Annotated in this window: 14 protein-coding genes; 3 read left to right on the top strand and 11 right to left on the bottom strand. The window is 73.0% G+C overall.

Translation table 11 applies throughout. The features are described from left to right. Positions 1 to 3: 3 nt before the first annotated feature. The 11 genes from ABZZ04_RS16725 to sbnA all read right to left on the bottom strand — a co-directional run bounded on the left by ABZZ04_RS16725 (position 4) and on the right by sbnA (position 20,907). The gene (locus tag ABZZ04_RS16725) at positions 4 to 6,609 is read right to left on the bottom strand and encodes an amino acid adenylation domain-containing protein (RefSeq protein WP_356932940.1); all 6,606 of its coding nucleotides are present in this window, start codon (positions 6,607 to 6,609) and stop codon (positions 4 to 6) included. After that, entirely contained in the window at positions 6,606 to 11,774 is a 5,169-nt protein-coding gene (locus ABZZ04_RS16720; RefSeq protein WP_356932939.1) for an amino acid adenylation domain-containing protein, read from the bottom strand. Before ABZZ04_RS16720 ends, ABZZ04_RS16725 begins: the two co-directional genes overlap by 4 nt. A gap of 81 nt (positions 11,775 to 11,855) precedes the next feature. After that, on the bottom strand, positions 11,856 to 12,077 hold the full coding sequence (locus ABZZ04_RS16715; RefSeq protein WP_356932938.1) for an MbtH family NRPS accessory protein: 222 nt from the start codon (positions 12,075 to 12,077) through the stop codon (positions 11,856 to 11,858). A 262-nt stretch (positions 12,078 to 12,339) separates the two neighbouring features. Then, entirely contained in the window at positions 12,340 to 13,518 is a 1,179-nt protein-coding gene (locus ABZZ04_RS16710; protein ID WP_356932937.1) for an FAD-dependent monooxygenase, read from the bottom strand. Continuing rightward, positions 13,515 to 15,038, bottom strand: coding sequence for a condensation domain-containing protein (locus ABZZ04_RS16705; RefSeq protein ID WP_356932936.1), 1,524 nt, complete (start codon positions 15,036 to 15,038; stop codon positions 13,515 to 13,517). The genes ABZZ04_RS16710 and ABZZ04_RS16705 overlap by 4 nt, the downstream gene beginning before the upstream one ends. Then, positions 15,035 to 15,769: a DsbA family protein gene (locus ABZZ04_RS16700; RefSeq protein ID WP_356932935.1), complete on the bottom strand. Its 735-nt coding sequence runs from the start codon at positions 15,767 to 15,769 to the stop codon at positions 15,035 to 15,037. Before ABZZ04_RS16700 ends, ABZZ04_RS16705 begins: the two co-directional genes overlap by 4 nt. A gap of 68 nt (positions 15,770 to 15,837) precedes the next feature. Further along, positions 15,838 to 16,581, bottom strand: coding sequence for a 3-oxoacyl-ACP reductase FabG (gene fabG / locus ABZZ04_RS16695; protein WP_356932934.1), 744 nt, complete (start codon positions 16,579 to 16,581; stop codon positions 15,838 to 15,840). A gap of 268 nt (positions 16,582 to 16,849) precedes the next feature. Further along, entirely contained in the window at positions 16,850 to 17,947 is a 1,098-nt protein-coding gene (locus ABZZ04_RS16690) for a beta-ketoacyl synthase N-terminal-like domain-containing protein (RefSeq protein WP_356932933.1), read from the bottom strand. 38 nt (positions 17,948 to 17,985) lie between these two features. Continuing rightward, the gene (locus ABZZ04_RS16685; RefSeq protein ID WP_356932932.1) at positions 17,986 to 19,278 is read right to left on the bottom strand and encodes a beta-ketoacyl-[acyl-carrier-protein] synthase family protein; all 1,293 of its coding nucleotides are present in this window, start codon (positions 19,276 to 19,278) and stop codon (positions 17,986 to 17,988) included. Next, positions 19,275 to 19,538: an acyl carrier protein gene (locus ABZZ04_RS16680; protein WP_356932931.1), complete on the bottom strand. Its 264-nt coding sequence runs from the start codon at positions 19,536 to 19,538 to the stop codon at positions 19,275 to 19,277. The genes ABZZ04_RS16685 and ABZZ04_RS16680 overlap by 4 nt, the downstream gene beginning before the upstream one ends. A 319-nt stretch (positions 19,539 to 19,857) precedes the next feature. Further along, complete coding sequence (sbnA, locus tag ABZZ04_RS16675; RefSeq protein WP_356932930.1) at positions 19,858 to 20,907, bottom strand: 2,3-diaminopropionate biosynthesis protein SbnA; 1,050 nt, start codon at positions 20,905 to 20,907, stop codon at positions 19,858 to 19,860. 213 nt (positions 20,908 to 21,120) lie between these two features. Between sbnA and ABZZ04_RS16670 the strand changes: the two genes are divergently transcribed. From ABZZ04_RS16670 to ABZZ04_RS16660, 3 genes are all read left to right on the top strand, one after another. Beyond that, positions 21,121 to 22,734, top strand: a complete 1,614-nt coding sequence (locus ABZZ04_RS16670; RefSeq protein WP_356932929.1) for a tryptophan halogenase family protein — start codon at positions 21,121 to 21,123, stop codon at positions 22,732 to 22,734. A gap of 88 nt (positions 22,735 to 22,822) precedes the next feature. Continuing rightward, on the top strand, positions 22,823 to 23,359 hold the full coding sequence (locus ABZZ04_RS16665; protein WP_356932928.1) for a flavin reductase family protein: 537 nt from the start codon (positions 22,823 to 22,825) through the stop codon (positions 23,357 to 23,359). After that, on the top strand, positions 23,346 to 24,866 hold the full coding sequence (locus ABZZ04_RS16660; protein WP_356932927.1) for a cation:proton antiporter: 1,521 nt from the start codon (positions 23,346 to 23,348) through the stop codon (positions 24,864 to 24,866). The genes ABZZ04_RS16665 and ABZZ04_RS16660 overlap by 14 nt, the downstream gene beginning before the upstream one ends. Positions 24,867 to 25,133: the final 267 nt, after the last annotated feature.

Below are 25,133 nucleotides of genomic sequence, written 5' to 3'. Positions count from 1 at the left end.
GGTTCAGCCTTCCTGGGCCGGGTCGTGGGCCGTGCGGACGTCGAGTGCGGCGGCCAGGTGTTCCACGGTGTGGTGGCGCAGTGCCGTCGCGAGGTCGAGCGGGAGGCCGGCTCTGCGGGCGGCGAGCAGCAGGGGCGGTACGAGCAGGGAGTCGCCGCCCAGGTCCCTGAAGTCGTCGTGCACGCCGACCTGTTCGAGGCCCAGGACCTGGGCCCAGACGGCGGCGAGGCGGCGTTCGGTGTCGGTGCGCGGTTCCTGGTGGGGGGTGTCCGTGGCGGTGGCGGCGCGGGCCACGAGGGCGGCTCTGTCGCGTTTGCCGTTGTCGCCGAGCGGGAGGGCGGGCAGGGCGGTGACGGTGGCCGGGATGGCGGCGGCGGGCAGTACCGTGCGCAGGCGGTCGCGCAGTGCGGGTACCAGGACGGTGTGTCCCTGGGCGGGCACGACCCAGGCGGCCAGGCGTTTTTTGCCGTCGGCGGCGTCGACGGCGGCGACGAGGGCTTCGCGTACCGAGGGGTCGGCGGCGAGTGCGGCCTCGGCCTCGCCGGGTTCGACGCGGTGTCCGCGGATCTTGACCTGGTCGTCGGTGCGGCCGAGGAATTCCAGGGCGCCGCCGGGCAGGCGGCGGGCCAGGTCCCCGGTGCGGTAGAGGCGGGCGCCCGGCAGGCCGTAGGGGTCGGGCAGGAATGCGGCGGCGGTCAGGTCGGGGCGGTCGGCGTAGCCGCGGGCGAGTCCGTCGCCGCCGAGGTACACCTCGCCGGCGGTGCCGTCGGGGACGGGTCGCAGTGCGTCGTCCAGGAGGCGCAGGGTGGTGCCGGGGATCGGGGAGCCGAGGGCCACCAGGGTGTGCGGGTTTCGGGGCCGTTCGGGGGCGTGCAGGGTGTCGGCGTGCTGGAGTCCGGCCCGTACGCCGGATGCGGGTGCGGCGGGGCGGGGCGGGCCCGGGTGCCGGTCGCGGTGGCGGGGCAGGACGCGCAGGGCGGTGGCGGCGACGGTGGTCTCGGTGGGGCCGTATTCGGCGGCCAGGGTCATGCCGCCCGCCGGGATGCGGGCGGCGACGCGGTCGGCCTGGGCGGCCGGGTAGGCGTCGCCCGCGCAGACGGCGAGCGCGGCCAGGGAGCCGAGTTCGGCGTCGGTCAGCTGGGCTTCCAGCAGGGCCAGGTGGCCGGGGGTGAGTCCGACGAAGGAGTAGGGGGCGCCCTTGAGGAGTTCGGCGCCGAACTCCTGCGGCCGGTGGGTCTGCGGGAGCAGCCGTACGGTCTGGCCGGTCATCAGGGGTGCGTACAGGGCGGGGATGCCGAGGTCGAAGCCGACGGAGGTGAACCACGGTGCGCCGCCGGTGCCCGCCGCGGCGTACTGCTCGATTGCCCAGTGCAGGTAGTGGGAGAGCGAGCGGTGGCTGATCTCGACGCCCTTGGGGGTGCCGGTGGAGCCGGAGGTGTGCAGGACGTAGGCGAGCCGGTCCGGGTCGTGGGCGGCGGTTTTCCGGGCGGGTGCGGGGGTGTCCTCGATGTCCTGTGTGATCAGGAGCGGGACGTCGCCCAGGCGGGTGGCGTGGCGGCGTTCGGTGACCGCGAGCGAGAAGCCGGTGGCGGTGATGCGGGCATCGGGGGTGCAGGGGTCCAGGGGTACCTGGGCGGCGCCCGCCTTCCAGATGCCCAGGAGTGCGGCGACCAGGTCGAAGCCGCGGTCCAGGAGGACGGCGACGCGGGTCTCGGGGCCGGCGCCCAGGGTGCGCAGGTGGTGGGCGACGGCTTCGGCGCGGGTGTCGAGCGCGGCGTAGGAGAGGGTGGCCGTTCCGTGGGAGAGGGCGGGGGCGGTCGGGGTGCGGGCGGCCTGGGCCTCGAACGCGGTGAGGACGTCGGCGGGGGTGTCGGAGTGCGGCAGGGCGGGGGCGGCCAGGGCGGCGCGCTCGTGCCTGTCGGGGTAGGCGCCGCGGGCGTCGCCGTCGGCGCCGGTGCGGGCCATGTCGGTGAGGACGGCGGTGTAGAGCGCGGCGAGGCGTCTGGCGCGGCCGCGGGAGAGGGTGCGGGTGCGGGAGGCGATGGACAGGTGGCCGCGGACGGGGGTGCCGACGACGAGCCGGAACTCGTTGGGGCTGTCGTCGCGGCTGGCCATGATGTCGATGAGTTCGGTGTCGACCTGGTGGAAGTCGAGGTAGTGGAAGAGGACGTCGATGAGGTGGGACTCGCCGCCGGGGGTGCGCATGGCGGGCATGGGGTAGCGGCGGTGCGGCCACAGCTCGACCTCGCGGGCGAAGACCTGCCGGGCGAGTTCGCCCCAGGTCGTGGCGGTGCGTTCGTAGGGGAAGGGCACCGAGTTGAGGTACATGCCGGAGACGCGTTCGGCTCCGGCCTGTTCGGGGCGGGCGTCGGCGACCATGCCGCCGCGGAAGCGTTCGGCGCGGGTGAGCAGGGACAGGACCTTGCTGTGTGCGGCGTGCAGGACGCTCTTGTAGGGGACTTCGGCGGCGGTGGCCAGGGCGCGCAGGCCCGGTTCGATGCCGGTGAGCGGGATGTCGATGCGGTAGCGCTCGTCGGTCTCGTCGTCGCCCTGCCAGCCGGCCGGGACGCTGAACCGTTCGTGGGTGTCGACGATGTGGCGCCAGTGGTCGCGGTCGGCCGGGTCGTCCAGGGAGCGCAGTTCGCCCGCGACGAAGTCGGCGTAGCGGACGGCGGGCAGGGGCGGGGCGGGCTGGGGCTCGGTGCCGGAGCGCAGTGCGTGGTAGGCGCGGAGCATCTCCATCAGCTGGGAGTGGTAGCTCCAGCCCTCGATGACGGGGTGGCATTCGGTGATGGACAGCCACCAGCTCTCGTCGTCCAGGAGGTGGACGGCCATGCGCATGAGCGGTGCGCGGGTGAGGTCGAAGAGTTCTTCGCGGTCGCGGTCGGCGAACTCCCACAGGGCCTGCTCGCGTTGTTCGGCGGGCAGGTGGCGCAGGTCGTCGAAGAGGCAGGGCATCCGTCCGGCGGCGTGGACGAGCTGGAGGGGGCGGGAGTAGCCGTCCAGGGCGAAGGAGGTCCGCATGACCTCGTGGCGTTCGACGATCAGGTCGGCGGCCCGCTGGAAGGCGTCGGGGTCGAAGGGGAGGTCGTCGCGGATCCGGAAGGAGGTGATGTTGTGGTAGCGGTTCTCGGTGCTGCGGCCGTACATCTCGACGAGCATCCCGGCCTGGGTGAGGGAGACGGGGTAGGCGTCGGTGACGTCGGCGGGCAGGGCGGCTTGGTCCTTTTCGCCGATGAGGGCGAACCGGGCGACGGTGCCGTCCGGTGCGGCGGTGTCCGGTGCGGTGGTGTGCGTGTCGCCGAGGGCGGCGCGGAGCCGGGCCACGGTGCGGTGGGCGAAGATGTCGCGGACGCTGGTCTCCCAGCCGGCCTCGCGCAGTGCGCCGACGAGGGTGACGGCGCGGATGGAGTCGCCGCCCAGTTCGAAGAAGTTGTCGTGGACGCCGACGGTGTCGCGGCCCAGGACGGTGGCCCAGATCCCGGCGATGGCGCCCTCGGTGGTGTCGCGGGCCTCGACGTACGTGCTGTTGACGGCGGTGGCGGCGCGGCCCGGGGCGGGCAGGGCGCGGCGGTCGAGTTTGCCGTTGGCGGTCAGGGGCAGGGCGTCGAGGGTGAGGTAGGCGGCGGGCACCATGTAGGGCGGGAGGGTTTCGACGAGGCGGGCGCGCAGCGCGGCCGGGGTGAGGTCGTCGGGTTCGGCGTCCTGGGCGGGGACGAGGTAGGCGACCAGTTCCCTGGCGCCGGGGGTGTCCTCGCGGACCAGGGCGACGGCTTCGGCGACGGCCGGGTGGGCGGTGAGGGCGGTTTCGATCTCGCCGGGTTCGATGCGGTAGCCGCGGAGTTTGACCTGGTGGTCGGCGCGGGCGACGAAGTCGAGGTTGCCGTCGGGCAGTACGCGGGCGATGTCGCCGGTGCGGTAGAGGCGGGTGCCCGCCGGGCCGTAGGGGTCGGGGACGAAGCGTTCGGCGGTCAGGTCGGGGCGGCCGGCGTAGCCGCGGGCGACGCCGGTGCCGCCGATCCATACCTCGCCGGGCACGCCGACGGGCAGCGGCCGCAGGTGTTCGTCCAGGACGTACATGGTGGTGTTGGGGATGGCGCGGCCGATGGGGACGAGTTCGGTGGTGAGGGGGGTGTCGAGGAAGTAGGCGGAGTTGCCGACGGTGATCTCGGTGGGGCCGTACTCGGCGGCCAGGCGGGTGCCGTCGGGGCCCGCCGAGGTGGTCCAGCGTTCGGCGAGGCGGGCGGTGAAGGAGTCGCCCGCGGCGATGACGAGGCCGGCCAGGTTCTTGATCTGGTCGTCGGTCAGTTGCTGCTGGAGCAGGTCGAGGTGGCCGGGGGTGAGTTTGATGAAGGCGTACGGGGCGCCCCGGGCGAGCAGGGTGCCGAGGTCGGCGGTGTCGAGGTCCTGCGGGAGCAGGTGGACGTCGCGGCCGGTCATCAGGGGTGCGTAGAGGTCGGGTACGCCGAGGTCGAAGGCGATCGAGGAGAACAGCGGGGCGCCGCCGGGGCCGGCGTGCGCGTAGGCGTGGGCGGTCCAGCCGAGGTAGTTGGCCAGGCCGCGGTGGGTGACCAGGACGCCCTTGGGGGTGCCGGTGGAGCCGGAGGTGTGGATGACGTAGGCGAGGGTGTCGAGGTCGTGGGTGGTGGGCAGGGCGGCGGTGGCGGTGGTGCGGGCGGTCTGTTCGGCCGGGTCGTCGGTGACCAGGACGGTGAGGCCGTCCTCGCCGCCGTCCGGGGCGGTGTGGGCGGCGAAGCGGTGGGCGTGGCGGGTCTGGGTGAGGACGGTGCGGGTGTGGGTGGTGGTGAGCATGTGGCCGATGCGCTCGTCGGGGTGGCCGGGGTCGACGGGTACGTAGGCGGCGCCGGCGCGCCAGATGCCGAGCAGGGCGGCGATCAGTTGCGGTGAGCGGTCCAGGAGGACGGCGACGGTGTCCTCGGGGCCGATGCCGAGGCCGGCGAGGCGGCGGGCGTGCTGTTCGGATTCCTCGGCGAGGCGGCGGTAGGTGTATGGGGTGCCGTCGTGGCGCAGGGCGGTGGCGTCGGGGGTGGCGGCGGCCTGTTCGAGGATGGTGTGCAGGACGGGGCGCAGGGCGGTGGGGTCGAGGGGGTGGTCGGTGCCGACGGGGGTGGCCGGTCCGTCCAGGAGCAGGGCGCGTTCTTGGGGGCCGATGGGGTCGAGGGTGTGCAGGGGGGTGTCGGGGGCGGTGGCGATCTGGGTGAGGAGGCGGGTGTAGTGGTCGGCGATGCGGGCGGCGGTGGCGGGGTCGAAGAGGGCGGTGGCGTATTCGAGGCTGCCGTGCAGGGTGCCGTCGGCGCGTTCGGCCAGGTGCAGGGTGAGGTCGAAGCGGGCGATGGAGCTTGTGGCGGGGACGGGTTCGGCGGTGATGCCGGGCAGGTCGGGGGCGTCGGTTCCCTCGCCGGTGGCGAGGTCGAACATGACCTGGAAGAGCGGTGTGGTGGACAGGTCGCGTTCGGGTTCCAGTTCGTCGGCGATGCGGTCGAAGGGGGTGTCCTGGTGGTCGAAGGCGTCCAGGACGGTGGTGCGGTTGGCGGCCAGGACGTCGCGGAAGGTGGGGTCGGTGCCCCAGCGGGCCCGCAGGACCAGGGTGTTGTACGCGTATCCGGCCATGCGGCGCAGTTCGGGGCGGGTGCGTGCGGAGACGGCGGTGCCGACCGCGATGTCCCGTTTGCCGGTGTAGCGGCCGAGGAGGGTCTGGTAGGCGGTGAGCAGGACCATGAAGAGGGTGGCGTCGTTGTCGCGGGCGACGGTGCGCAGCTTTTCGGTGGTGGTGGCGGGGATGTCGAAGCCGTGCGTGGCGCCGTCCCAGGTGCGTACGGCGGGGCGGGGCCGGTCGGTGGGCAGGGCGAGCGGTTCGACGCCGGCGAGTTGCCTGCGCCAGTGGTCCAGGCCGCGGTCGGCGTCGGGGCCGTTTTGCCGGCGGGCGGTCCAGGCGGCGTAGTCGGCGTACTGGACGGGCAGTTCGGGCAGTTGTTCGCCGCGGTGGAGGGCGGCGAGGTCGTCCAGGAGCAGGGGGCGGGTCAGTGCGTCGCAGGCGATGTGGTGCATGACGACGAGCAGGACGTGGTCGTCGGGGGCCAGGCGCAGCAGCCGTACTCGCAGGGGGTGGTCGGTGGCCAGGTCGAAGGTCTGGGCGGCGTGGGCTTGGGTGAAGGCGACGGCGGCCTCGTCGCGGGCGGTGGTGTCCAGGCTGGGCCGGTCGGTGAGGGCGAGGTCGACGGGGCCGGGCGGGTCGATGACCTGGTGGGGGCCGTCGGGGTCCAGGACGTAGCGGGTGCGCAGGATCTCGTGGCGGGCGGCGAGGGAGTCGAAGGCCTGCTGGAGGGTGTGTGTCTGCAGGGGGCCGCGCAGCCGGTGGGCCATCGGCAGGAGGTATTCGGGGCTGTCGGGGTCGAGCTGGTGCAGGAACCACAGCTGGCGCTGTCCGGAGGACAGTTCGAGGGGCCGGGTGCGGTCGGCGGGTGGTATCGCGGCGGTGCGGGCGGGGGTGGCGGTGCCTCGCCCGGCGCGTCCGGCCAGGCGGCGGCGCAGGAGCTCGGCGCGCAGCTCCTCCTGCGTGGGCTGGGTCGGCGCGGTGGGTGCGGTCACGGCTGGTACTCCCTGTGGGCGAGGGCGAGTTCGGCTTCGGTGAGGGTCTGGATCTCGGCCGTCACGGCCTCTTCCACGGCTTCGGCGAGCCGGGTGACGGTGGGGCGTTCGAAGATGGTGCGCAGGGGAAGTTCGACGTCGAACTCCTCCTGGATGCGGGCGATGACCCGGGCGGCGCGCACGGAGTTCCCGCCGCTGCGGAAGAATCCCTGGCGGGAGCCGATGCGGTGGTCCGCGGCGGTGTCGGGGCCGAGCAGCACCTCGGCCCAGATCCCGGCGATGATCTCCTCGACGGGGCCCTCGGGGGCGGTGTACGGCTCGTCGGCGAGTGCGGCGGCGAGGTCGGGCACGGGCAGGGCGGTGGTGTCGACCTTGCCGTGCCGGGTGAGCGGCACGGTGGTGATCGGCACGAGCAGTGCGGGGACCATGTAGTCGGGCAGGCTGCGGGCGCAGTGGTCCAGGAGTTCGCTGTCGCCGGGTACGGGTGTGTTGTCGGCGGCCGTCCAGTAGGCGACGAGTGCGGCGTCGGGGCCGGTGTCGTGGACGGTGACGACGGCCTGGGCGACGGCGGGGTGTTCGGCCAGGACGGCCTGGACCTCGCCGGTCTCCACGCGGCGGCCGCGGATCTTGACCTGGCCGTCGGCGCGTCCGGCGAATTCGAGGGTGCCGTCGGGCAGCATGCGGGCCATGTCGCCGCTGCGGTAGAGGCGGGCGCCGGGTTCGCCGTGCGGGTCGGGCACGAACGCGGCGGCGGTCAGGTCGGGGCGGCCGGTGTAGCCGCGGGCCGGGGCGGTCCCGCCGATGCACAGTTCGCCGGTGACTCCGTAGGGGACGGGGGTGAGGTGTTCGTCCAGGACCCGGACCGTGCAGTGCGGGTAGGGGCGGCCGATGGGGGTGGAGGGTGCGGTGTCGTGTGCGTCCCACCGGGTGGAGGCGATGGTCGTCTCGGTGAGCCCGTATTCGTTGATGAAGCGTCGCAGTCTGCGCGAGAGGTCGCGGGCCAGGGCGGGCGGGCAGTCCTCGCCGCCGGTCTTGCCGACCAGTGGGCGGCGGCCGAATCCGGCGTCGATGAGCATCTGCCAGTGTGCGGGGGCGGCCTGGAGGTGGCTGACGCCGTGCCGGTCGAGCAGTGTCAGCTGGGCGCGGTGGTCGCGCAGTTCGTGGTCCTGGGCCAGGACGACCCGGCCGCCCGCGACGAGCGGCATGATCAGTTCGGTCCAGGAGATGTCGAAGGTGGGCTGGGCCAGGGCGAGGTAGGCGTCGTCGGGGCCCTGGCCGAAGTCCAGGTGGGCCTGGAAGGCGCGCAGGGTCGGCAGCAGGGTGCGGTGTTCGACGGCGACGCCCTTGGGGCGGCCGGTGGAGCCGGAGGTGTACATCAGGTAGGCGAGGCGTGCGGGGTCCGCGGCGGGCAGGGGTGCGCCGTCGGCCGGTGGTGCGGTGTCCGTCTCCGTGTCCAGGGTGAGGACGGGGCCGTGGTGGATCCTGGCGAGGCGTATGGCGCCGGCGGTGTCGGTGACCAGGACGCGGGCTTGCGAGTCGGTGAGCACGTGGGCGATCCGGTCGTCGGGGGCGCCGGGGTCGAGGGGGACGTGGGCGGCGCCCGCGTGCCAGCTGCCGAGGATCGTGGCGAGCAGGTCGGGGGTGCGGCCGAGCAGCACGGCGACGGTGGTCTCCGGTCCGGCGCCGAGGTCGCGCAGCCGGTGGGCGAGGAATTCGGCGCGGCGGGTGAGCCGTTGGTAGGTCCAGGTCTCGTCGCCGCAGACGACGGCGGGGTCGTGCGGGGAGTGTTGGGCGGTGTGTGCGATCGCGGTGTGGACGCCGCCGGTCGTTTCGGTGACGGTGCCGTCCGTCTCGGCGGGGCCGGGTCCGTGGGCGAGGAGTTCGGTGCGCAGTGCGGCGGGCAGGATGTCGGCGGTGCCCAGTGGTGTCCACGGGTCGTCGGTGACCGTCTCCAGCAGGCGGGTCCAGCAGGCGGTGAACCGTTCGACGGTGGCCGGGTCGAACAGGGCGGTGGCGTATTCGGCCATGCCGAGCAGGGAGCCGTCGTCCTGGCGCTGCACGACGAGGGTGAGGTCGGTGCGGGCGGCCTGCCAGGCGCCCTGGAAGGCGTCGAGGTCGCCGCAGGAGGTCGCGGTGCCGGTGCGGCCTTCCTCGTGCAGGTCGAACATCACCTGGTAGAGCGGGGTGCGGGCGGCGTCGCGGTTCTCGTCGAGTTCGGCGACGAGCCGGTCGAACGGCAGTTCCTGGTGGGCGAAGGCGGTGCGGGCGGTGTCGCGGACCCGTACGACGGCGTCGTGGAAGGTGTCGTCGGCGGCTGCGTCGCAGCGCAGGACGAGGGTGTTGAGGAAGAACCCGACGACGTCGGCGGTCTCGGGCCGTTCGCGGCCGGCGACGGGGATGCCGACGGGGACGTCCCAGCGGCCGGTGAGGCGGGCGACGAGCGTGGCGAACGCGGTGAGCAGGGTCTGCTGGAGGGTCGCCCCGCAGCTGCGGCCGAGGGCGGCGGCGCGTTCGGTGAGGGCGGCGGGGACGGTGAAGAGGTGGACGGCGCCGCGGGCGTCGCGCACCGGGGGGCGGGGCCGGTCGGCGGGCAGGTCGAGCGGGACGATGCCGTCCAGGGTCTTCTTCCAGTGGGCCAGTTCGCGGGCGAGGACCGTGTCGGTGAGCCGGGCGCGGCGGTGGGCGGCGTGGTCGGCGTACTGCACGGGGAGTTCGGGCAGGTCGGCCCGGGTGTTGGTGTGGGCGGCGGCGGCGAGCGCCTTGAGGTCGCGTTCCAGGACGACGGAGGACCAGCCGTCGCAGGCGATGTGGTGCAGGCAGAGGATCACGTGCAGGTGTCCGGTGTCCCGGCGTACGGTCAGGGCCCGCCAGACGGGGCCGTTCTCCAGGTCGAAGGGCCGGGCGAACTCCTCCTGCACCAGGGCGTTCAGTTCGGCGGCGGTCGCGGCGTGCGCGGTGCGCAGCAGGGGCGGGCGGGTGCCGGGCGCGTCGGCGATCTGGACGGGTTCGGTGCCGTGCAGGACGTAGCGGGTGCGCAGGATCTCGTGCCGGTCGGCCAGTGCGGTCAGGGCGGCGGCGACGGTGGCGTCGCTGTAGTGGGCGGGCAGGGTGAGGAAGGCGGGTGCGTTCCACTCGCTGCTGTTGGGGCGCAGCCGGTCCAGGAGCCACATGCCCTGCTGGCCGGGTGAGAGGGGCAGGCCCTCGGGCCTGCGGGGTACGGGAAGGACCGTTTCGGCGGTGTGGTCGTCGCCGGCCGGGGCGGCGGGGCGGGTGATCAGTGCGGCCTGGGCCTGGACGGTGGTGGCGGTGAACAGGGCGCGCAGCGGTACGGGGGTGCCGGCCGCGGCGGACAGGAGTTCGGCCAGCCGGGTCAGCATCAGTGAGGAGCCGCCGAGCTGGAAGAAGTCGTGGGTGGCGCCGATCTGTTCGGCGGGGACGCCGGTCAGCCGTGTCCAGATCTCGGTGACGGCCCGTTCGGTGGTGGTGCGCACCGGGACGTGTTCGGTGGTGGTGCGGACGTCGGCGGGGTCGGGCAGGGCGCCCCGGTCGGTCTTTCCGCTGGCGGTCAGCGGCCACTGGTCGACGGTGACGAACACGGCGGGCACCAGGACGTCGGGCAGGGTGCGGCGCAGGAAGGCGCGCAGTTCGTCGGGGCGGGGTTCCTGGCCGCGCGGCTGGATCCAGGCGGCCAGGCGGTTGCCGCCTGCGGTGGGGTCGGGCACGGCGGCGGCGACGGCGGCGCGTACCCAGGGGTGGGCGGTGAGTGCGGCCTCGACCTCGCCGGGTTCGATGCGGACGCCGTTGACCTTGGTCTGCTGGTCGAGGCGGCCGAGGTATTCCAGGGCGCCGTCGGCGCGCCAGCGGACCTTGTCGCCGGTGCGGTAGAGGCGTTGTCCCTCGTTGTGCGGGTCGGGTACGAAGCGTTCGGCGGTCAGGTCCGGGCGGCCGAGGTAGCCCAGGGCGAGTCCGATGCCGCCGGCGTGGAGTTCGCCGGGCACGCCGACGGGGACGGGCCGTCCCGCCGGGTCCAGGACCAGGACGCGCATGTTGCCGATGGGGCGTCCGATGGGGACGGCCGCGGTGTCCCGGTCGGGGTCCCACTCGTGTTCGGTGATGTCGACGGATGCCTCGGTGGGGCCGTAGGTGTTCCAGATGCGGACGCCGGGGGCGCGTTCGAGGATGCGGCGGCACAGGTCGGCGTGGAGGGGTTCGCCGGCGCTGAAGACCAGGCGCAGGGCGCCGGCGCGTTCCCAGCCGGGTTCCTCGACCAGGCGCCGGTAGACGGAGGGGACGCCCTGCAGGACGGTGATGCCGTGGTCGGCGACGGCGGCGAGCAGGGCCGCGGGGTCGTGTTCGGTGCCCTCGGGGGCGAGGACGAGGGCGGCGCCGCTGATGAGCGGGGAGAACAGTTCCAGTCCGGCGGCGTCGAAGCCGACGGTCGTCTTGAGCAGGACCCGGTCGGCCGGGCCCAGGCGGTGGCGGTGGGCCAGCCAGCGCACCCGGTTGGCGATGCCCGCGTGCGGGACGGCGACGCCCTTGGGGCGGCCGGTGGAGCCGGAGGTGTGCAGGAGGTAGGCGGCCCGGCCCGGTTCGGGGACGGCCCGCGGTGCCTCTGCGCGCTGTTCACCGGTTGCGTTCTTGGGCTGTTCGCCGGTGATGTTCTCGGGCTGTGCGCCGGTGATGTCCCCGGGCTGTGCGCCGGTGGCTTCCTTGTGCTGTGTGCCGGTGACGTTCTCGGCCAGCAGCAGCCGGGCGGCCGCGGGCAGCTTGTCGGCGGTGGACTTCTGGGCCAGGACCACCCCGGCCCGTGCGTCCTCCAGGACCAGGGCGATACGGCTTCGGGGGTGGTTCGGGTCCAGCGGTACGTAGGCGGCGCCCGCCAGCCAGACGCCCAGGAGCCCGGCGACCAGGTCGGGGGTGCGGTGCAGGCACACGCCGACGAAGTCGCCCGGGCGCACGCCCAGGGCGTGCAGCCGGGCGGCGAACAGGTCGGCGCGGGCGCCGAGTTCGGCGTAGGTGGTCACGCTCGCGTCGGCACCGATCACGGCGGGCGCGTGGGGCGTGCGGGCGCGCTGGGCGGCGAACAGCGCGGGCAGCAGGGGGGCGGTCCTGGGCCGGGCGGCGGTGGCGCCGGTGTTCGGGCCCGACAGCGTGCGGTCGTTCACAGTCTCTCCTCCATCGGGATCGGGCGGCGCGGTGGGGGACGGGCCCGGCCTCGGATCCGGCGGCCAGTGCGGCCGGGGCGGTCAGGCGGCGGTGGCGTCCATGCGGCGGCGCAGGCTCAGCGGGCGCAGGTCGGTCCAGATCTCGCCGATGCGGTCGAGGCATTCCTGGCGGGTGCCCTCGGTGCCCTCGGCGTGCCAGCCGGCCGGCAGGTCGCGGCCGGCCCACCAGATCGAGTACTGCTCCTCGTCGTTGAGCACGACGCGGTACCGGGTCTGCTCGCCCTGCTCGTTTCGTTCGCTCATCAGTTCGGTGACCTTTCGTGTGATCGGTTGTGGCCATGGTTGGGCGGGGCCCTATCAGGTCCCTATGCCGGGCGTGTACCGGGGGCGGGGCATGGCGGGGCCCCTGGCGCGGGGAGAGCGCCAGGGGCCCCTGGTTTTTGGGCGGCACGCGCCCGGGACGGTGCCGTGCCGTGCGGCGTCGTGCCGTGCGGCGTCGTGCCGTGTTGTGCTGGTGCAACGTCGTGCCGTGTTGTGCCGTGCCGTGTTGTGTTGTGTTGTTGTGTCAGGCCGCTGCGGGGTGGGGGGTGTCCTGGGCCGGGTTCAGGGCCGTCTCGGCGTCGTGGGCGAGGATCCAGTCGACGCTCCCGGCGTCGACGCGGCGCTGCGCGGCGGTGTCCTGGGGCCGCTGCCCGGTGCGGGAGCCGAGCTGCACGCGGGTGGTGTGCGGGCGGCGGGCCTGTTCGTAGCGGTGCAGTGCGGCGGCGATGCCGTCCGCGCCGGGTGCCGCCTCCTGGAGGCAGACGGCGAGTGCGACGGCGTCCTCCACGGCCTGGTTGGCGCCCTGTCCGTGGTGCGGGAGCATCGGGTGGGCGGCGTCGCCCAGCAGGGTGGTGCGCCGGGTGCTCCAGCGCTGCAGCGGTTCGCGGTCGTACAGGGCCCAGCGGCGGACCTCGCCCGCCGTGCCGGCCAGGGCGCGCACGGCCGGGTCCCAGCCCTCCAGGACGCTCTCCAGGTCGGTTCGGTCGCCCGCGCTGGTCCACGACTCGGCGGCGCCCTCGGCGGTCGGGGTGACCACGACGTAGGTGAACTGCCGTCCCCCGGCGACCGGGTAGAGCAGGACGCGTGCGGTGGGGCCTGCGTACATGTACATCAGTGCGGGGTCCAGGTCGGGCAGGTCGGCGGCGTCGACCAGGCCGCGCAGGGCGCTGTTGCCGGAGTAGACCGGGGTGTCGGGGCCGGTGAGCGCGCGGCGGACCGCCGAGTGGACGCCGTCCGCGCCGATCAGTACGTCGGCGTGCGCGGTGGTGCGGTCGGCGAAGTGCAGGACGACCCCGTGGGCGGTCTCCTCGAAGCGGACCAGTTCCCTGCCGGTGTGGACCCGGGCGGCGGGGACGCGTGAGGACAGCATCCGGTGCAGGTCGCCGCGGTGCACGGTGTAGTACGGGGCGCCGAAGCGCTGCTGCCACGCCTCGCCCATCTCCTGGCGGGCCACGGTGGCGCCGTCGTGGAAGGCCCGTACCTCCAGGGCCCGGGGGCGTACCGCGCACCGCTGCAGTTCCGGTCCCAGGCCCAGGCGCTGGAGCAGCCGGGTGCCGTTGGGGCCCAGGTGCATGCCCACGCCCTGTTCGCGCAGCTGCTCCCCCCGTTCGTGGACCTGGACGTCCAGGCCCCGGTGGTGCAGTGCGGCGGCGGCCGTCAGTCCGCCCAGTCCCGCGCCCACGATCGCGATCCGCATGGTCATCGGTGGTCCCAGGAGTTCTCGAAGGAGTCGAATTCGTCGAAGCCGGCCCCGTCGCCGAAGTCGCCGAAGCCGTCGAAGGAGGTGGAGCCGAGGGCGAGCAGTGCGGCAGTCTCGTCCTGTCCGGCCAGTTCCACGTCGGCGATCCGGGTGCCCGGGTCGGCGACGGCGGCGGCGAGCATCCGCTCGTAGCCGTCCGCGAACCGCTCGACCGTGGTGTGGTCGAGCAGGTCGGTGTCGTACGAGAAGACGGCGGTGACACCGTCAAAGGTCTGCTCGATGCGCAGCAGCAGGTCCAGCTGGCCCTCTTGCTGGGGGACGTCGACGAGGGCGATGTCCAGGCCCTTGTAGGTGATGGACGGGCCGATGGCCTGCCCCGGCGGAACGTTGGGCACCGGCGGTTCCATCCGGTCCATCTGGACCAGGAACAGGGCGGTGCGGAAGACGGTGGCCTGGGGGAAGGCCAGGGCGCAGGGGTAGCGGACGTTGACCATGCCCCGCATCACCCGCTCGCCGGCCAGCGCGGCGGTGCCCCGGAAGGTGCTGGTGGCGTCGAACTCGGCCCGTACCGGCATGGTGTTGAGGAAGCAGCCGATCACGTCCCGCTGTGCCTTGCCCGTCCGGCTGGTCGCGGGCACCCCGAGGACGAATTCGTCCTGGCCGGTCCAGCGGTGGGTGAGTGCCTGGAAGACGCCGAGCAGATACGCGAAGGGGGTGACGCCTGCGTCGTCGGCCGCCTTGTCCAGGCCGTGGGCGGTGGCCGGGTCCAGGACGCGTACCACGGTGGCGCCCTTCAGGGAGCGGACGGCGGGGCGGGGGCGGTCCAGCGGGAGCTGGGCTGCCGGTGCCCCGGCGACCGACTCGCGCCACCGGTCCGCGCCGCGCCGCCCCGCCTCGGAGGCGATGTGGCGCAGTTCCTGGGCGGTGTGGTCGGCGTACGAGCCGGGGATGGGGCGCCAGGCCGGTGCGGTGCCGGTGGAGATGCCCGCGTAGGCGTCGAGCAGGTCGCGCACGAGCAGCCAGCGGGAGGTGAAGTCGCTGACGATGTGGTGGGCGGCGGTCACCAGGGCCCACTCGGTGTCGGAGCGGCGCAGCAGCACGACGCGGAAGGCGCCGGACTCCAGGTGGAAGGGGCGGGCGCCCGTCTGTTCCGCGGCCTGTCGCAGGCCCTGTTCGTCGATGCCGTCGAGGTCCTCGAACTCCATGCGGACCAGGGCCCGTTCGGCGGCGGTGCGGACCGGTGTGCCGTCCTGTTCGGTGAAGACGGAGCGCAGCAGTTCCTGCCGGTCGCCGACGGCGGTGACCGCCTCGGCCATGGCGGCCGGGTCGAGGTGTCCGCGCAGCAGCAGCGGCATCACGATGTTGTAGGAGGCGCTGTGGGGGGCGACGCGGTAGGCGGTCCACATCGCTTCCTGCACGGCGGTCAGCGGCAGGGTCCCGGAAGCGGCCCCGGCGGTGGTGGTCTGTGTGGTGGTGGCGGGGGTGGTCTGTGTGGTGGGGGCGGTGGTGGCGGGGGTGTTCATCCGCAGCCTCCCGCGTGGCTCATGTCGGTGGTCCGGCCCGCGGCGGTGGCGGGGGGCTCCTCCCCGGCACCGGTCCCGGTTGCGGTTGCGGTGGTGGGGGTGGTGGGGGTGGTGAGGGAGGCGGCGAAGTCGGTGACGCGGTCCAGGCCCCAGTACGGTTCGCGGCCGTTGATGAAGTACGGGACGCCGAAGACACCGTCGCGGTGCACGTCCAGGAGGGCCTGCACGCCCTGTTCGCGTACGAGGGGGTGGTGGGGGGCCTGGGCGACCTCTTCCCCGTCCAGGCCGATCTCCTCGGCCAGTTCGCGCACCACGTCCGGGTCGCAGATGTCGCGTCCCTCCAGCCAGCGGGCCCGGCCGGCGCGGGCGACCCAGGCGCGGCCCAGTCCCTCGCGCTCGGCGAGGAACCAGGTCAGGTGGGCCGGTTCCCACCAGGGTTTGCGGTCCACCGGCCAGGTCAGTTCCAGGTTGCGGGCGGCGGCCAGGCGGCGTACGTCGCGCAGGATGTAGAACTGCTTGGCGCGGGACATGGGGTGGAAGGGGAACTCGGCGCCGGGTGCGGCCTGGGCCAGGAGTTTCTCGCTGGTGGGGTCCGGTTCCCAGAACGGGCGCCACTGGACGCGGTCCAGGAGTCGGGGGTGGTCGCGTTCCAGGTCGGCGAGGGCGAAGAAGTTGTAGGGGCTGCGCAGGCTGAAGTAGAACCGGGGCGGCCTGGTGGTGCGGGCGGTCATGGCGGACTCCTCGGGATCACGGGGTCGCAGGGGGTGCGGAGGGTGCGGGGGCGGTGAGGGGCAGGGGGTCAGACGACCAGGCCGCCGTCGATGGAGAAGACCTGTCCGGTGATGTAGGAGGCGCGGCCGGAGGCGAGGAAGGCCACCAGTTCGGCGACTTCCTCCGGCTCCCCGAACCGGCCGAGGGGGATGTTCCTGGTCATGTTCGTGGCGTATTTCTCGGGGAGCTGGCCGGTCATGTCGGTGCGGATGAAGCCGGGGGCCACGGTGTTGGCGCGCAGTCCGGCCCGGCCGCATTCCTTGGCCAGGGCCTTGGTGAAGCCGATGATCCCGGCCTTGGAGGCGGAGTAGTTGGTCTGGCCGGCCTGTCCGCGGGCGGCGATCGAGGAGAGGGTGATCACGGTGCCCCGGCGGCGTTTCATCATCGGGAAGACCACGGCCCGGGCGAAGTTGTACGTGCCGTCGAGGTTGGTGCCCACCACGGCGTCCCAGTCGGCGTCGGTGAGGGTGGCCAGGTTGCTGTCCCGGACGATTCCGGCGGCGGTGACCAGGGTTTCCACGGGGCCGAGGGTGTCCTCGGTCTCGGCGACGAAGGCGCGTACCTGTTCGCGGTCGGTGACCTCGACGCGGCCGGTCAGGGTCCGGGCGCCGTGTTCGTGGGCCGCCTTCGCGGCGAGCAGGGCCTCCTGGGTCCGGGAGCGGTAGCACAGGGCCACGTCGTACCCGTCGCGGGCCAGTGCCTCCACGACGGACCGTCCGATGCCGCGCGATCCGCCGGTGACCAGGGCCACCGGCCTGGGAGTGTCGGACATGGTGCGTGCCCTTTCTGCTCTGCGAGTGCTGCGCGGGAAGCCCGGAGGACCGGGGCCGGGGCCGGGGGTTCGAGGGCCGGGTGGGCCGGGGCCGAGGGGTTTGGGGGTCCGAGGGGTTTGGGGGGCTGGGTGGGCCGGGGGCTGGTGCGGGCCGGGGGCTGGTGCGGGGTGGTGCGGGGTGGTGGTGTGCGGGACACGGCCCCGCGGGGGGGGTGGGGGCCGTGTCCCGCGGGTGGTGCCCGCCGCCCCGGTGAAAAGGGGCGGGGTCTCAGGGGGCGAGGCGCAGCAGGGCCGCGCCGACGGTGCCGTCCCGGTCGACGGCGGTGACCAGGGCGAGGCGGCCGGCCAGGTCCGGGCGGGCGGCGGGGGCGGCCAGGACGGCGGCGAGCTGGAAGGCGGCGCCGGCCGCGGTGGTGTCGCCGATCAGGGGGCGGACCTCGGTGCGCGGGGCCGTGAGGTGGTCCAGGGCCGTGCGTTCCTGCTTGCCCAGGATCCCGGGCGGGGTGCCGGGGGCGATGAGCGCGATGTCGTCGGGGGTGTGCCCGGCTGCGGCCAGGACGTCGTCGATGCAGCTCTTCAGGACGGCGGAGGCGCGGTCGGTGCTGCAAAAGGCGCGGAAGCGGCAGCCGAGCACCGTGGCCAGGGCGGTGCGGTGGGCGCGGTGGGCGGCCCCGGCGCTCTCCAGGAGGAACAGTGCCGCGCCCTCGCCCAGCGGCCCGGCCTCGCCGCCGCCGTGGTCGGCGACCTGTTCCAGCCGGGCTCGCTGTACCGAGAACTCCTCGGCCGCGCCCGCCAGGAGTGCGCCGGCGTGGCCGCCGCGCAGCAGCCGGGAGGCGTAGTTGAGGGCGAGCAGTCCGGTGGCGGCGCCGCCGGAGACGGTGACGTTGGGGCCCTTGAGCGTGTGCCGGATGGCGCTGTGCCCGGTGGGGCAGTTCATCACGGTGTTGGGGAATCTGGCGGGGTCGACCAGGTAGGGCGCCTTGCCGGTGAGGGCGTCGCAGGTGAAGTCCATGATCGACTGGACGCTGCCGGAGGTGCCGAGGACCAGGCCGGTGTTCTCGGCGTCGGCGGCCAGGCCCGTTCCGTACTCCTCCAGGAGCATGCCCACGGTGGTGGCGGCGATGGCGGTGACCCGGTCCATGGAGCGGGTGCCCTTGCGGCCGAGGACGGCCCTGATGTCGAAGCCGGGGATGAGTCCGGCCCGTTCGTAGGGCACCGGCCACTGCTCGCCGTCCAGGTCGGTGAGGGCGGTGCGGCCCTCGTGCAGTCCGGTCGTGAACCCGTCCCGGCCCAGCCCGTACGGGCTGGAGACGGCCCAGCCCGAGACGACCAGGTCCTGCGCGGTGGTGACCGCGTCGGCTGACATGCCGTTTCAGCTCCTCTCTGTGGCCGCGCGGGGCCGGTTCACGCCGCCGTCGGGGAGTCGGCGGGCAGGGGGTGTGCCGTGTCCTGGTCCCAGCGGCCGAGCATCAGGACCGCGTTGTTCCCGCCGAAGGCGAGGCCGTTGTTCTGCACGACGCGCAGCTCGGCCTCGACCGCCTGGTTGGGCACGCAGTCCACCGCGCACTCGGGGTCGGTGGTGCGGTGGTTGATGGTGGGCGGGATGAAGCCCTCCTGCAGGGCCAGGGAGCAGGCCGCGGCGGCCAGTGCGCTCGCGGCGCCCATGGTGTGGCCGATCATCGACTTGATCGACACGGTGCGCGGCATCCGGTCGCCGAAGACCTGCCGGATCGCGCCGACCTCGGTGACGTCGTTGGCGCGGGTGCCGGTGCCGTGCGCCGAGATGAAGTCCACCTCGTCCGCCCCGATGCCGGCGTTGCGGTGGGCGGCGGTGATGCAGCGGGCGATGGAGTCCCGGTCGGGGGCCACGGGGTGGCTGGCGTCGCAGGACAGTCCGTAGCCCAGGACCTCGGCGTAGATGCGGGCGCCGCGGGCCAGTGCGGACTGCAGGGACTCCATCAGCAGGATGCCCGCTCCCTCGCCGGTCAGGATGCCCTGCCGGTCGGCGTCGAAGGGGCGGCACACGTCGGGGGCGATGGTGCCCAGGCGGTAGAAGCCGGTGAACGTCTTGCGGCACAGGGCGTCGGCCCCGCCGCACAGGGCCATCTCCACGTCGCCGGAGCTGATCGCGTCGTAGCCGGAGCCGACGGCGTAGTTCCCCGCGGCGCAGGCGGTGGGGACGGTGACCGTCTCCACGTCCTCCAGGCCCAGTTCGCGCACGATGCCGGCCGACAGCCGGCCGGGCCACACCCGGCGGGCGACGGTGGCGTCCAGCCGGTCCGGGCCCTGGGCCACCTGAAGGGCTGTCAGGTGGTCCAGGTCGCGGGACTCGCCGTCGGTGGTGCCGACCGAGACCAGGGTGCGCCTGGCCCGTACGTCGTCCTCGGTCAGTCCCGCGTCCGCGACCGCCATCCGGCTGCCGGCCACCGCGAACTGCGCGGCCCGGCCGAGCTCGTCGGCCGGGGTGTCGCGCAGCCACTGCCCGGGGTCGAAATCGGTGATCTCGCAGGCGTTGGAGTGCGCGAACCCCGTGGTGTCGAAGGCGCTGATCGGCTTGGCGCCGCTGCGCCCGGCCCGCAGCCCCTCGGCGAAGGCGTCCACCCCGGTGCCGATGCTGGTCACCACGCCGAGCCCGGTGATCACCACCCGGTGGCGGGGTGCCGTGCGCGGGGTGGTGCCGTGCGTGGCCGCGCTCACTTTCCCTCGGCCTCCGCGACCACGGCGTACACGCCCGCCAGGTTGGTCATGCGGCTGAGCTCGGCCTGCTCCAGGGCGATGTCGAAGGTGCGCTCCATCGCGGAGAGGATCTCGATGGTGCGCAGGGAGTCCGCGTCGTGCTCCTCCTTGAAGAGGCTGGTGTCGGTGACCTCGTCGAGGTCCAGGTCCAGGATGTCGCAGACGATTTCCTTGATCTCGGCCTTGCGCTCGGTGCCGAGGTCGGCGATCTGGGTGGTCATGGAGTGCCTCCGGGTATCGGTTCGGGTTCTTCTGGGGCCGGGCCCCTTTTTTTCCGGACCCTTCTTCTTCCGGACCCTTCTTCCGGGTCCTTCTTCCGGGTCCTTCTTCCGGGTCCTTCTTCCGGGTCCTTCTTCTTCCGGCCGGGGTCTTTCGGTGCCGGGGTTTTTGGTTCCGGGGTTTTTGGTTCCGGTGGTTCCCGGTACGGGGAGTTCTCGGTTCCGGGGCCGGTTCCGGGGCCGGTTCCGGGGATTCCCGGTGCCGGGTTCCTGGTGCGGGTTTCCGGGTTCCCGGTGGGAGAAATCCTGCGGCGGGACGCTATTACTGGGCTATATCGGCCAGTTGTCCCGCGGGGGCGGGGGCGGGTGTCCGGTCCCACAGGTGGGTGACGTCCCCGAAGTGCCGGCGCACCCAGGTGTCGTCGTAGATCGTGTCGAGGTAGCGGTCCCCGCCGTCGGGCAGCACGATCACGACGTTGGAGCCGGGGGGTATGCCGGGGGCGAGGCGGGCCAGGGCCGCGACGACGGCGCCCGAGGAGCCGCCGGCCAGGATCGCCTCGCGGCGTACCAGGGTGCGGCAGCCCACCACGCAGTCCAGGTCGCCGACGTGCACGACGCGGTCGGCGTCGCCCGGGCGCAGCAGCCTGGGGGCGATGGACGCGCCGTGGCCGGGCACCAGGCGGGTGCAGGCGGCGGGCGGGCCGAACAGGGCGCTGCCCAGGGCGTCGACCGCGTTGAGGGTCGTGCCCAGGCGGTGGCGGCGGATGTAGTCGGCGCAGCCGCCGAGGGTGCCGCTGGTGCCGGCGGCCACGACGAGCTGGTCGACCTTGCCGTCCAGGGCGAGGTCGATCTCCTGCATGGTGGTGTGGTGGGCCTGCCGGTTGAGCGGGTTGGCGTACTGGTCGGGCCAGTAGGCGTGGGGGGTGGACGCGACGAGTTCGGCGACCCGGTGCAGCCGGGCGGGCAGCAGTTGCCCGGTGGCCGGGTCGGGTTCGGTGATGATCTCGACCTCGGCGCCGTAGGCCCGCAGGATCGCGATGTTCTGCCGGGTGGTGCGGGAGTCGACCACGCACACGAGCCGCAGGCCGTAGTAGCCGCAGATCTGCGCCAGTCCGATCGCGAGGTTTCCCGAGCTTGACTCGATGACCGTGGAGCGGCCCGGGACGAGTTCGCCCGACCGGATTCTCGCGGCCACCATGTTCAGCGCGGAGCGGTCCTTGACACTGCCGCCGGGGTTGAAGCGCTCCATCTTGGCGAACACACGCGAAGCGAACCCCGGCATCAACCGTTCGAGCTCTACGAGCGGGGTTCCTCCCACGGTGGAAAGGATTCCTTTCGGCCCCGTCTTCGGCTCCCGTTCTGTGCGCGGCATGTGATGCGGCCATCCTCTGCTGGGGGATACGAGTACGGAATCAACAGGCCCCAGGCTGTGCCCGTGCGCTATACGCCCTCCATAAGTACGGGCGTCCGCCGATCCCATTCGGTCTTTTCCGCCGGGTTATAGAAGTGCCGTAGACATGGTGCCGATTCTGGCCATCTCCACAGTTACGGCACCGTAACTCCGTCCGGAAGAGGGAAATCTGATATGACGGGCACCTCCACCGCAACAGACAACTCCATCAAGAAGGTCGTGATCCTCGGCGGCGGCACGGCCGGCTGGATGACCGCCGCCTATCTCGGCAAGGCGCTGCGCAGCACGGTCGAGGTCACGGTCCTGGAGGCGCCGAGCATTCCGCGTATCGGTGTGGGCGAGGCCACCGTGCCCAATCTGCACCGGGTTCTCTTCGACTTCCTCGGGATCGAGGAGGAGGAGTGGATGCGTGAGTGCAACGCCAGTTACAAGATGGCGGTCCGTTTCATCAACTGGCGTACTCCGGGCCGGGGCCAGAGCGGTCCGCGTGAGCTGGAGGGCGGCGGTCCGGACCACTTCTACCACCCGTTCGGGATCAGTCCGGAGCACGACGGCATTCCGATGTCGCACTACTGGTTCAAGAACAAGTACGAGGGAAGAACCAGCGAGCCGTACGACTACGCCTGTTTCCGTGAGGCGCCCTTGATGGACGCGAAGAAGTCGCCGCGGCACCTGGACGGCTCCTCCCCCACCCGGTACGCGTGGCACTTCGACGCGGCGCTCGTGGCCGACTTCCTGCGCCGGTTCGCGACCGGGAAGCAGGGGGTGCGTCACGTGCAGGACGAGATGACGCGTGTCGAGAAGGACGAGCGGGGTTTCGTCAGGGCCCTGCACACCAGGCAGGGGCGGGTCCTGGAGGCGGACCTGTTCGTGGACTGCTCGGGGTTCCGCAGCCTGCTGATGAACCAGGCGATGGAGGAGCCCTTCGTCGACATGAGCGACCAGCTGCTGTGCGACCGGGCGGTGGCCACGGCGGTGCCGCACGACGACGACGCCGACGGGGTGGAGCCGTACACCTCGGCGATCGCGATGTCCTCGGGCTGGGCGTGGAAGATACCGATGCCGGGCCGTTTCGGGACCGGTTACGTCTATTCCAGCCGTTTCACCACGCAGGAGGAGGCCACCGCCGAGTTCTGCGAGCTGTGGGGGCTGGACCCGGAGAAGACCGAGTTCAACCACGTGAAGTTCCGGGTCGGGCGCAACCGCCGTGCCTGGGTGAAGAACGTCGTCGGCATCGGTCTTTCGGGGGCCTTCCTGGAGCCGCTGGAGTCCACCGGCATCTACTTCATCACCGCCGCGGTCTACCAGTTGGCCAGGCATTTCCCGGACAAGACGTTCAACCGGTCCCTGGTCGACAACTTCAACCGGGAGATCGAGGTGATGTTCGACGACACCCGTGACTTCATCCAGACGCACTTCTACTTCGCGCCGCGCACCGACTCGCCGTTCTGGCGGGCCAACAAGGAGCTGAAGCTCCCGCAGAGCATCCGGGAGAAGATCGACGCGTACAAGGCGGGTCTTCCGGTCAACCAGGCGGCGACGGACGACGCGACGTACTACGGGAACTTCGATGCGGAGTTCCGCAACTTCTGGACCAACGAGCGCTATTACTGCATTTTCGCCGGTCTCGGTCTGGAGCCGGACGCGCCGCTGCCGATCCTTTACCACAAGCCGGAGTCCGTGGCCGGTGCGCAGGCCATGTTCGACCGGGTCAAGAAGGAGCAGCAGGAGCTGCTCAACTCCCTGCCCAGCACCCACGAGGCGCTCGGCCGGCTGCACGGCAAGTAGTCGTGCCGCGCCGCGTGCCCCGGCGGTCCGGCCTCCTGTCCGGCCGGCTGCCGGGGGCGCGGCACACGTCTTCGACAGGAGGATTTCCATGACCGACCGGCCCGTTCCGCAAGCCGACATACGCCCGCTGATGGGCGGTTTTCCTTCCGGTGTGTCCGTGGTGACGGCGCTCGACGCCGACGGCACGCCCCGCGGGATGACCTGCACGTCGCTGGCGAGCGTGGCGCTGTGCCCGCCGACGCTCGTGATCTGCCTGCGCACGGCGAGTCCCACCACCCGAAGTGTGCTCCTGGGCGGGCAGCTGGCCCTGAACCTGCTGCACGAGGAAGCGCGTGCCACCTCGGACCTGTTCGGGTCGGGTGATCCCGACAGGTTCGCGCTGACCCCCTGGCATCTGCCGCTGGGGGCGGGCGGCCCGCATCTGACGGGGGCCGCGCACGCCATCGCCGACTGCGAGGTGACCGGCACCAGGGAGGTCGGGGACCACACGGCGGTGTTCGTGCGGGTGCGGCGGTTCACCGCCGACGACGCGGCCGCTCCGCTGCTGTACGGGCGGCGGCGTTATGCGCGCTGGTCGCACGCCGTGACGGATGTGCGGGAAGGAGCCGGCCATGTCGGGGCGTGATCCGCTGCCCGATCTCCTGGTCGCCATCCCGGTGGTGATCCTGGCGTGCCAGGCCGGTGCCCTGCTGTTTCGCAGGCTGGGCCAGCCGCCGGTCGTCGGGGAGATCACGCTGGGCATCGTGCTGGGGCCCTCGCTGCTGGGCTGGGTCTCGCCCGCGGCGCAGTCCTGGCTGTTTCCCGAGCCGGTGCCCGCGTTCCTGGGGGCGTTCGGCAACATCGGGCTGCTGGCCTTCATGTTCCTGGTCGGGCTGGAACTGGACCTGGGCACGCTGCGCGGGCACCGCAGGGTGGCGGTGGCGGTCAGTCAGGCCAGTATCGTCCTGCCCCTGGTGCTGGGGTCGCTCCTGGCCCTTGCGATGTTCCCGGTGTTCGCGCCGCCGGGCGTGGGCCGGGTGCCGTTCGTGCTGTTCATCGCCGTGTCGATGAGCGTCACCGCTTTCCCCGTCCTGGCCCGGGTCCTGACCGACCGGGGCCTGAGCGGGACCCGGATCGGTTCGCTGGCCATGGCGTGCGCGGCGGTCGACGACGTGAGTGCCTGGTGCCTGCTGGCAGCGGTGGCCGCGGTCTCCACGAGCGGCTCGCCCACCGAGGCGCTGACCACGGCGGTGCTGGCCGCTGTTTTCCTCGCCGTCATGGCGGGCGTGCTGCGTCCGCTGCTGGCCCGGTGGGCGCGGCGGGCGGGCAGGGCGGCGGACGGGATGGTCCTGGTCGTCCTGTTCAGCGGCCTGTGCCTGTCCGCACTGGCCACCGACAAGATCGGGGTGCACGCCCTGTTCGGCGCCTTCGTCTTCGGTCTGGTCACTCCCCGGGGATCACGGGTGGTCGAACAGTGCACGGCGCGGCTGCGCGCGTTCTGCGTCCCGGTGCTGCTGCCGCTGTTCTTCGTCTCCACCGGGCTGCACACCGATGTGTCGCTGCTGGCCGGCGACCCGGTCCAGTGGCTGTGGGCACTGGCCGTGCTGGGAGTCGCGATGCTCGGCAAGTGGGGCGGGAGCACGGGCGGTGCCCGGCTCGCGGGACAGTCCTGGCGTGACTCCCTCTCGCTCGGGGCCCTGATGAACTGCCGGGGCCTGACGGAACTGGTGGTGCTGAACCTGGGACTGGAACTCGGAGTGATCGGACCCGACCTGTTCACCATGCTGGTACTGATGGCACTGGTGACCACCGGCCTCACCTCACCGGCCCTGTCCTGGATCCGGCGCGGGAAGACCCCCGCTCCCCCACCGGCCGGAACCAGCACCCCCGCCGCCCCCACCGGGAACGGCGCCCCCACCGGGAACAGCACCCTCGGTGCCCCTGCCGGGAACGGTGCCCCTGCCGGGAGCGGTGCCCCTGGCGGGAACGGTGCCCCTGGCGGGAGCGGTGCTCCTGGCGGGAACGGTGCCGCTGCGCCCGTGGCCGGTCCGGCGGTCCCGCACCCGGAGCCCGCACCGGCTGCGGGACGGGAACCGGATCCGGAGCGGGGCGGAGGGCGGGAACAGGTACTGGAACCCGCTCCTGCCCGGTGACCCCACGAAAGACCCGCACCCGCCCGCCGACCGGCTGGCCGTCCGGCTGGCCGGCAGCAGGCCGATCGTCCGGCTGGCCGACTGGCCGACTGGCCGACTGGCCGACTGGCCGACTGGCCGACTGGCCGACTGGCCGACTGGCCGACTGGCCGGACGGTACGCCGGTACCCGGTGCCGGTGCCGGCCGCATCCCGCCCCGCCCCGCCTGTCCCCCGCCCCGGCCGCCGGGCACGAGCCCGGGGCCGGGGCGAGGACGGGGCCGGGGCG

Origin of the sequence: Streptomyces sp. NPDC006435 (assembly GCF_040612315.1) — a bacterium.
Lineage (GTDB): Bacteria > Actinomycetota > Actinomycetes > Streptomycetales > Streptomycetaceae > Streptomyces.
This window is presented reverse-complemented; position numbering and strand designations above follow the sequence as displayed.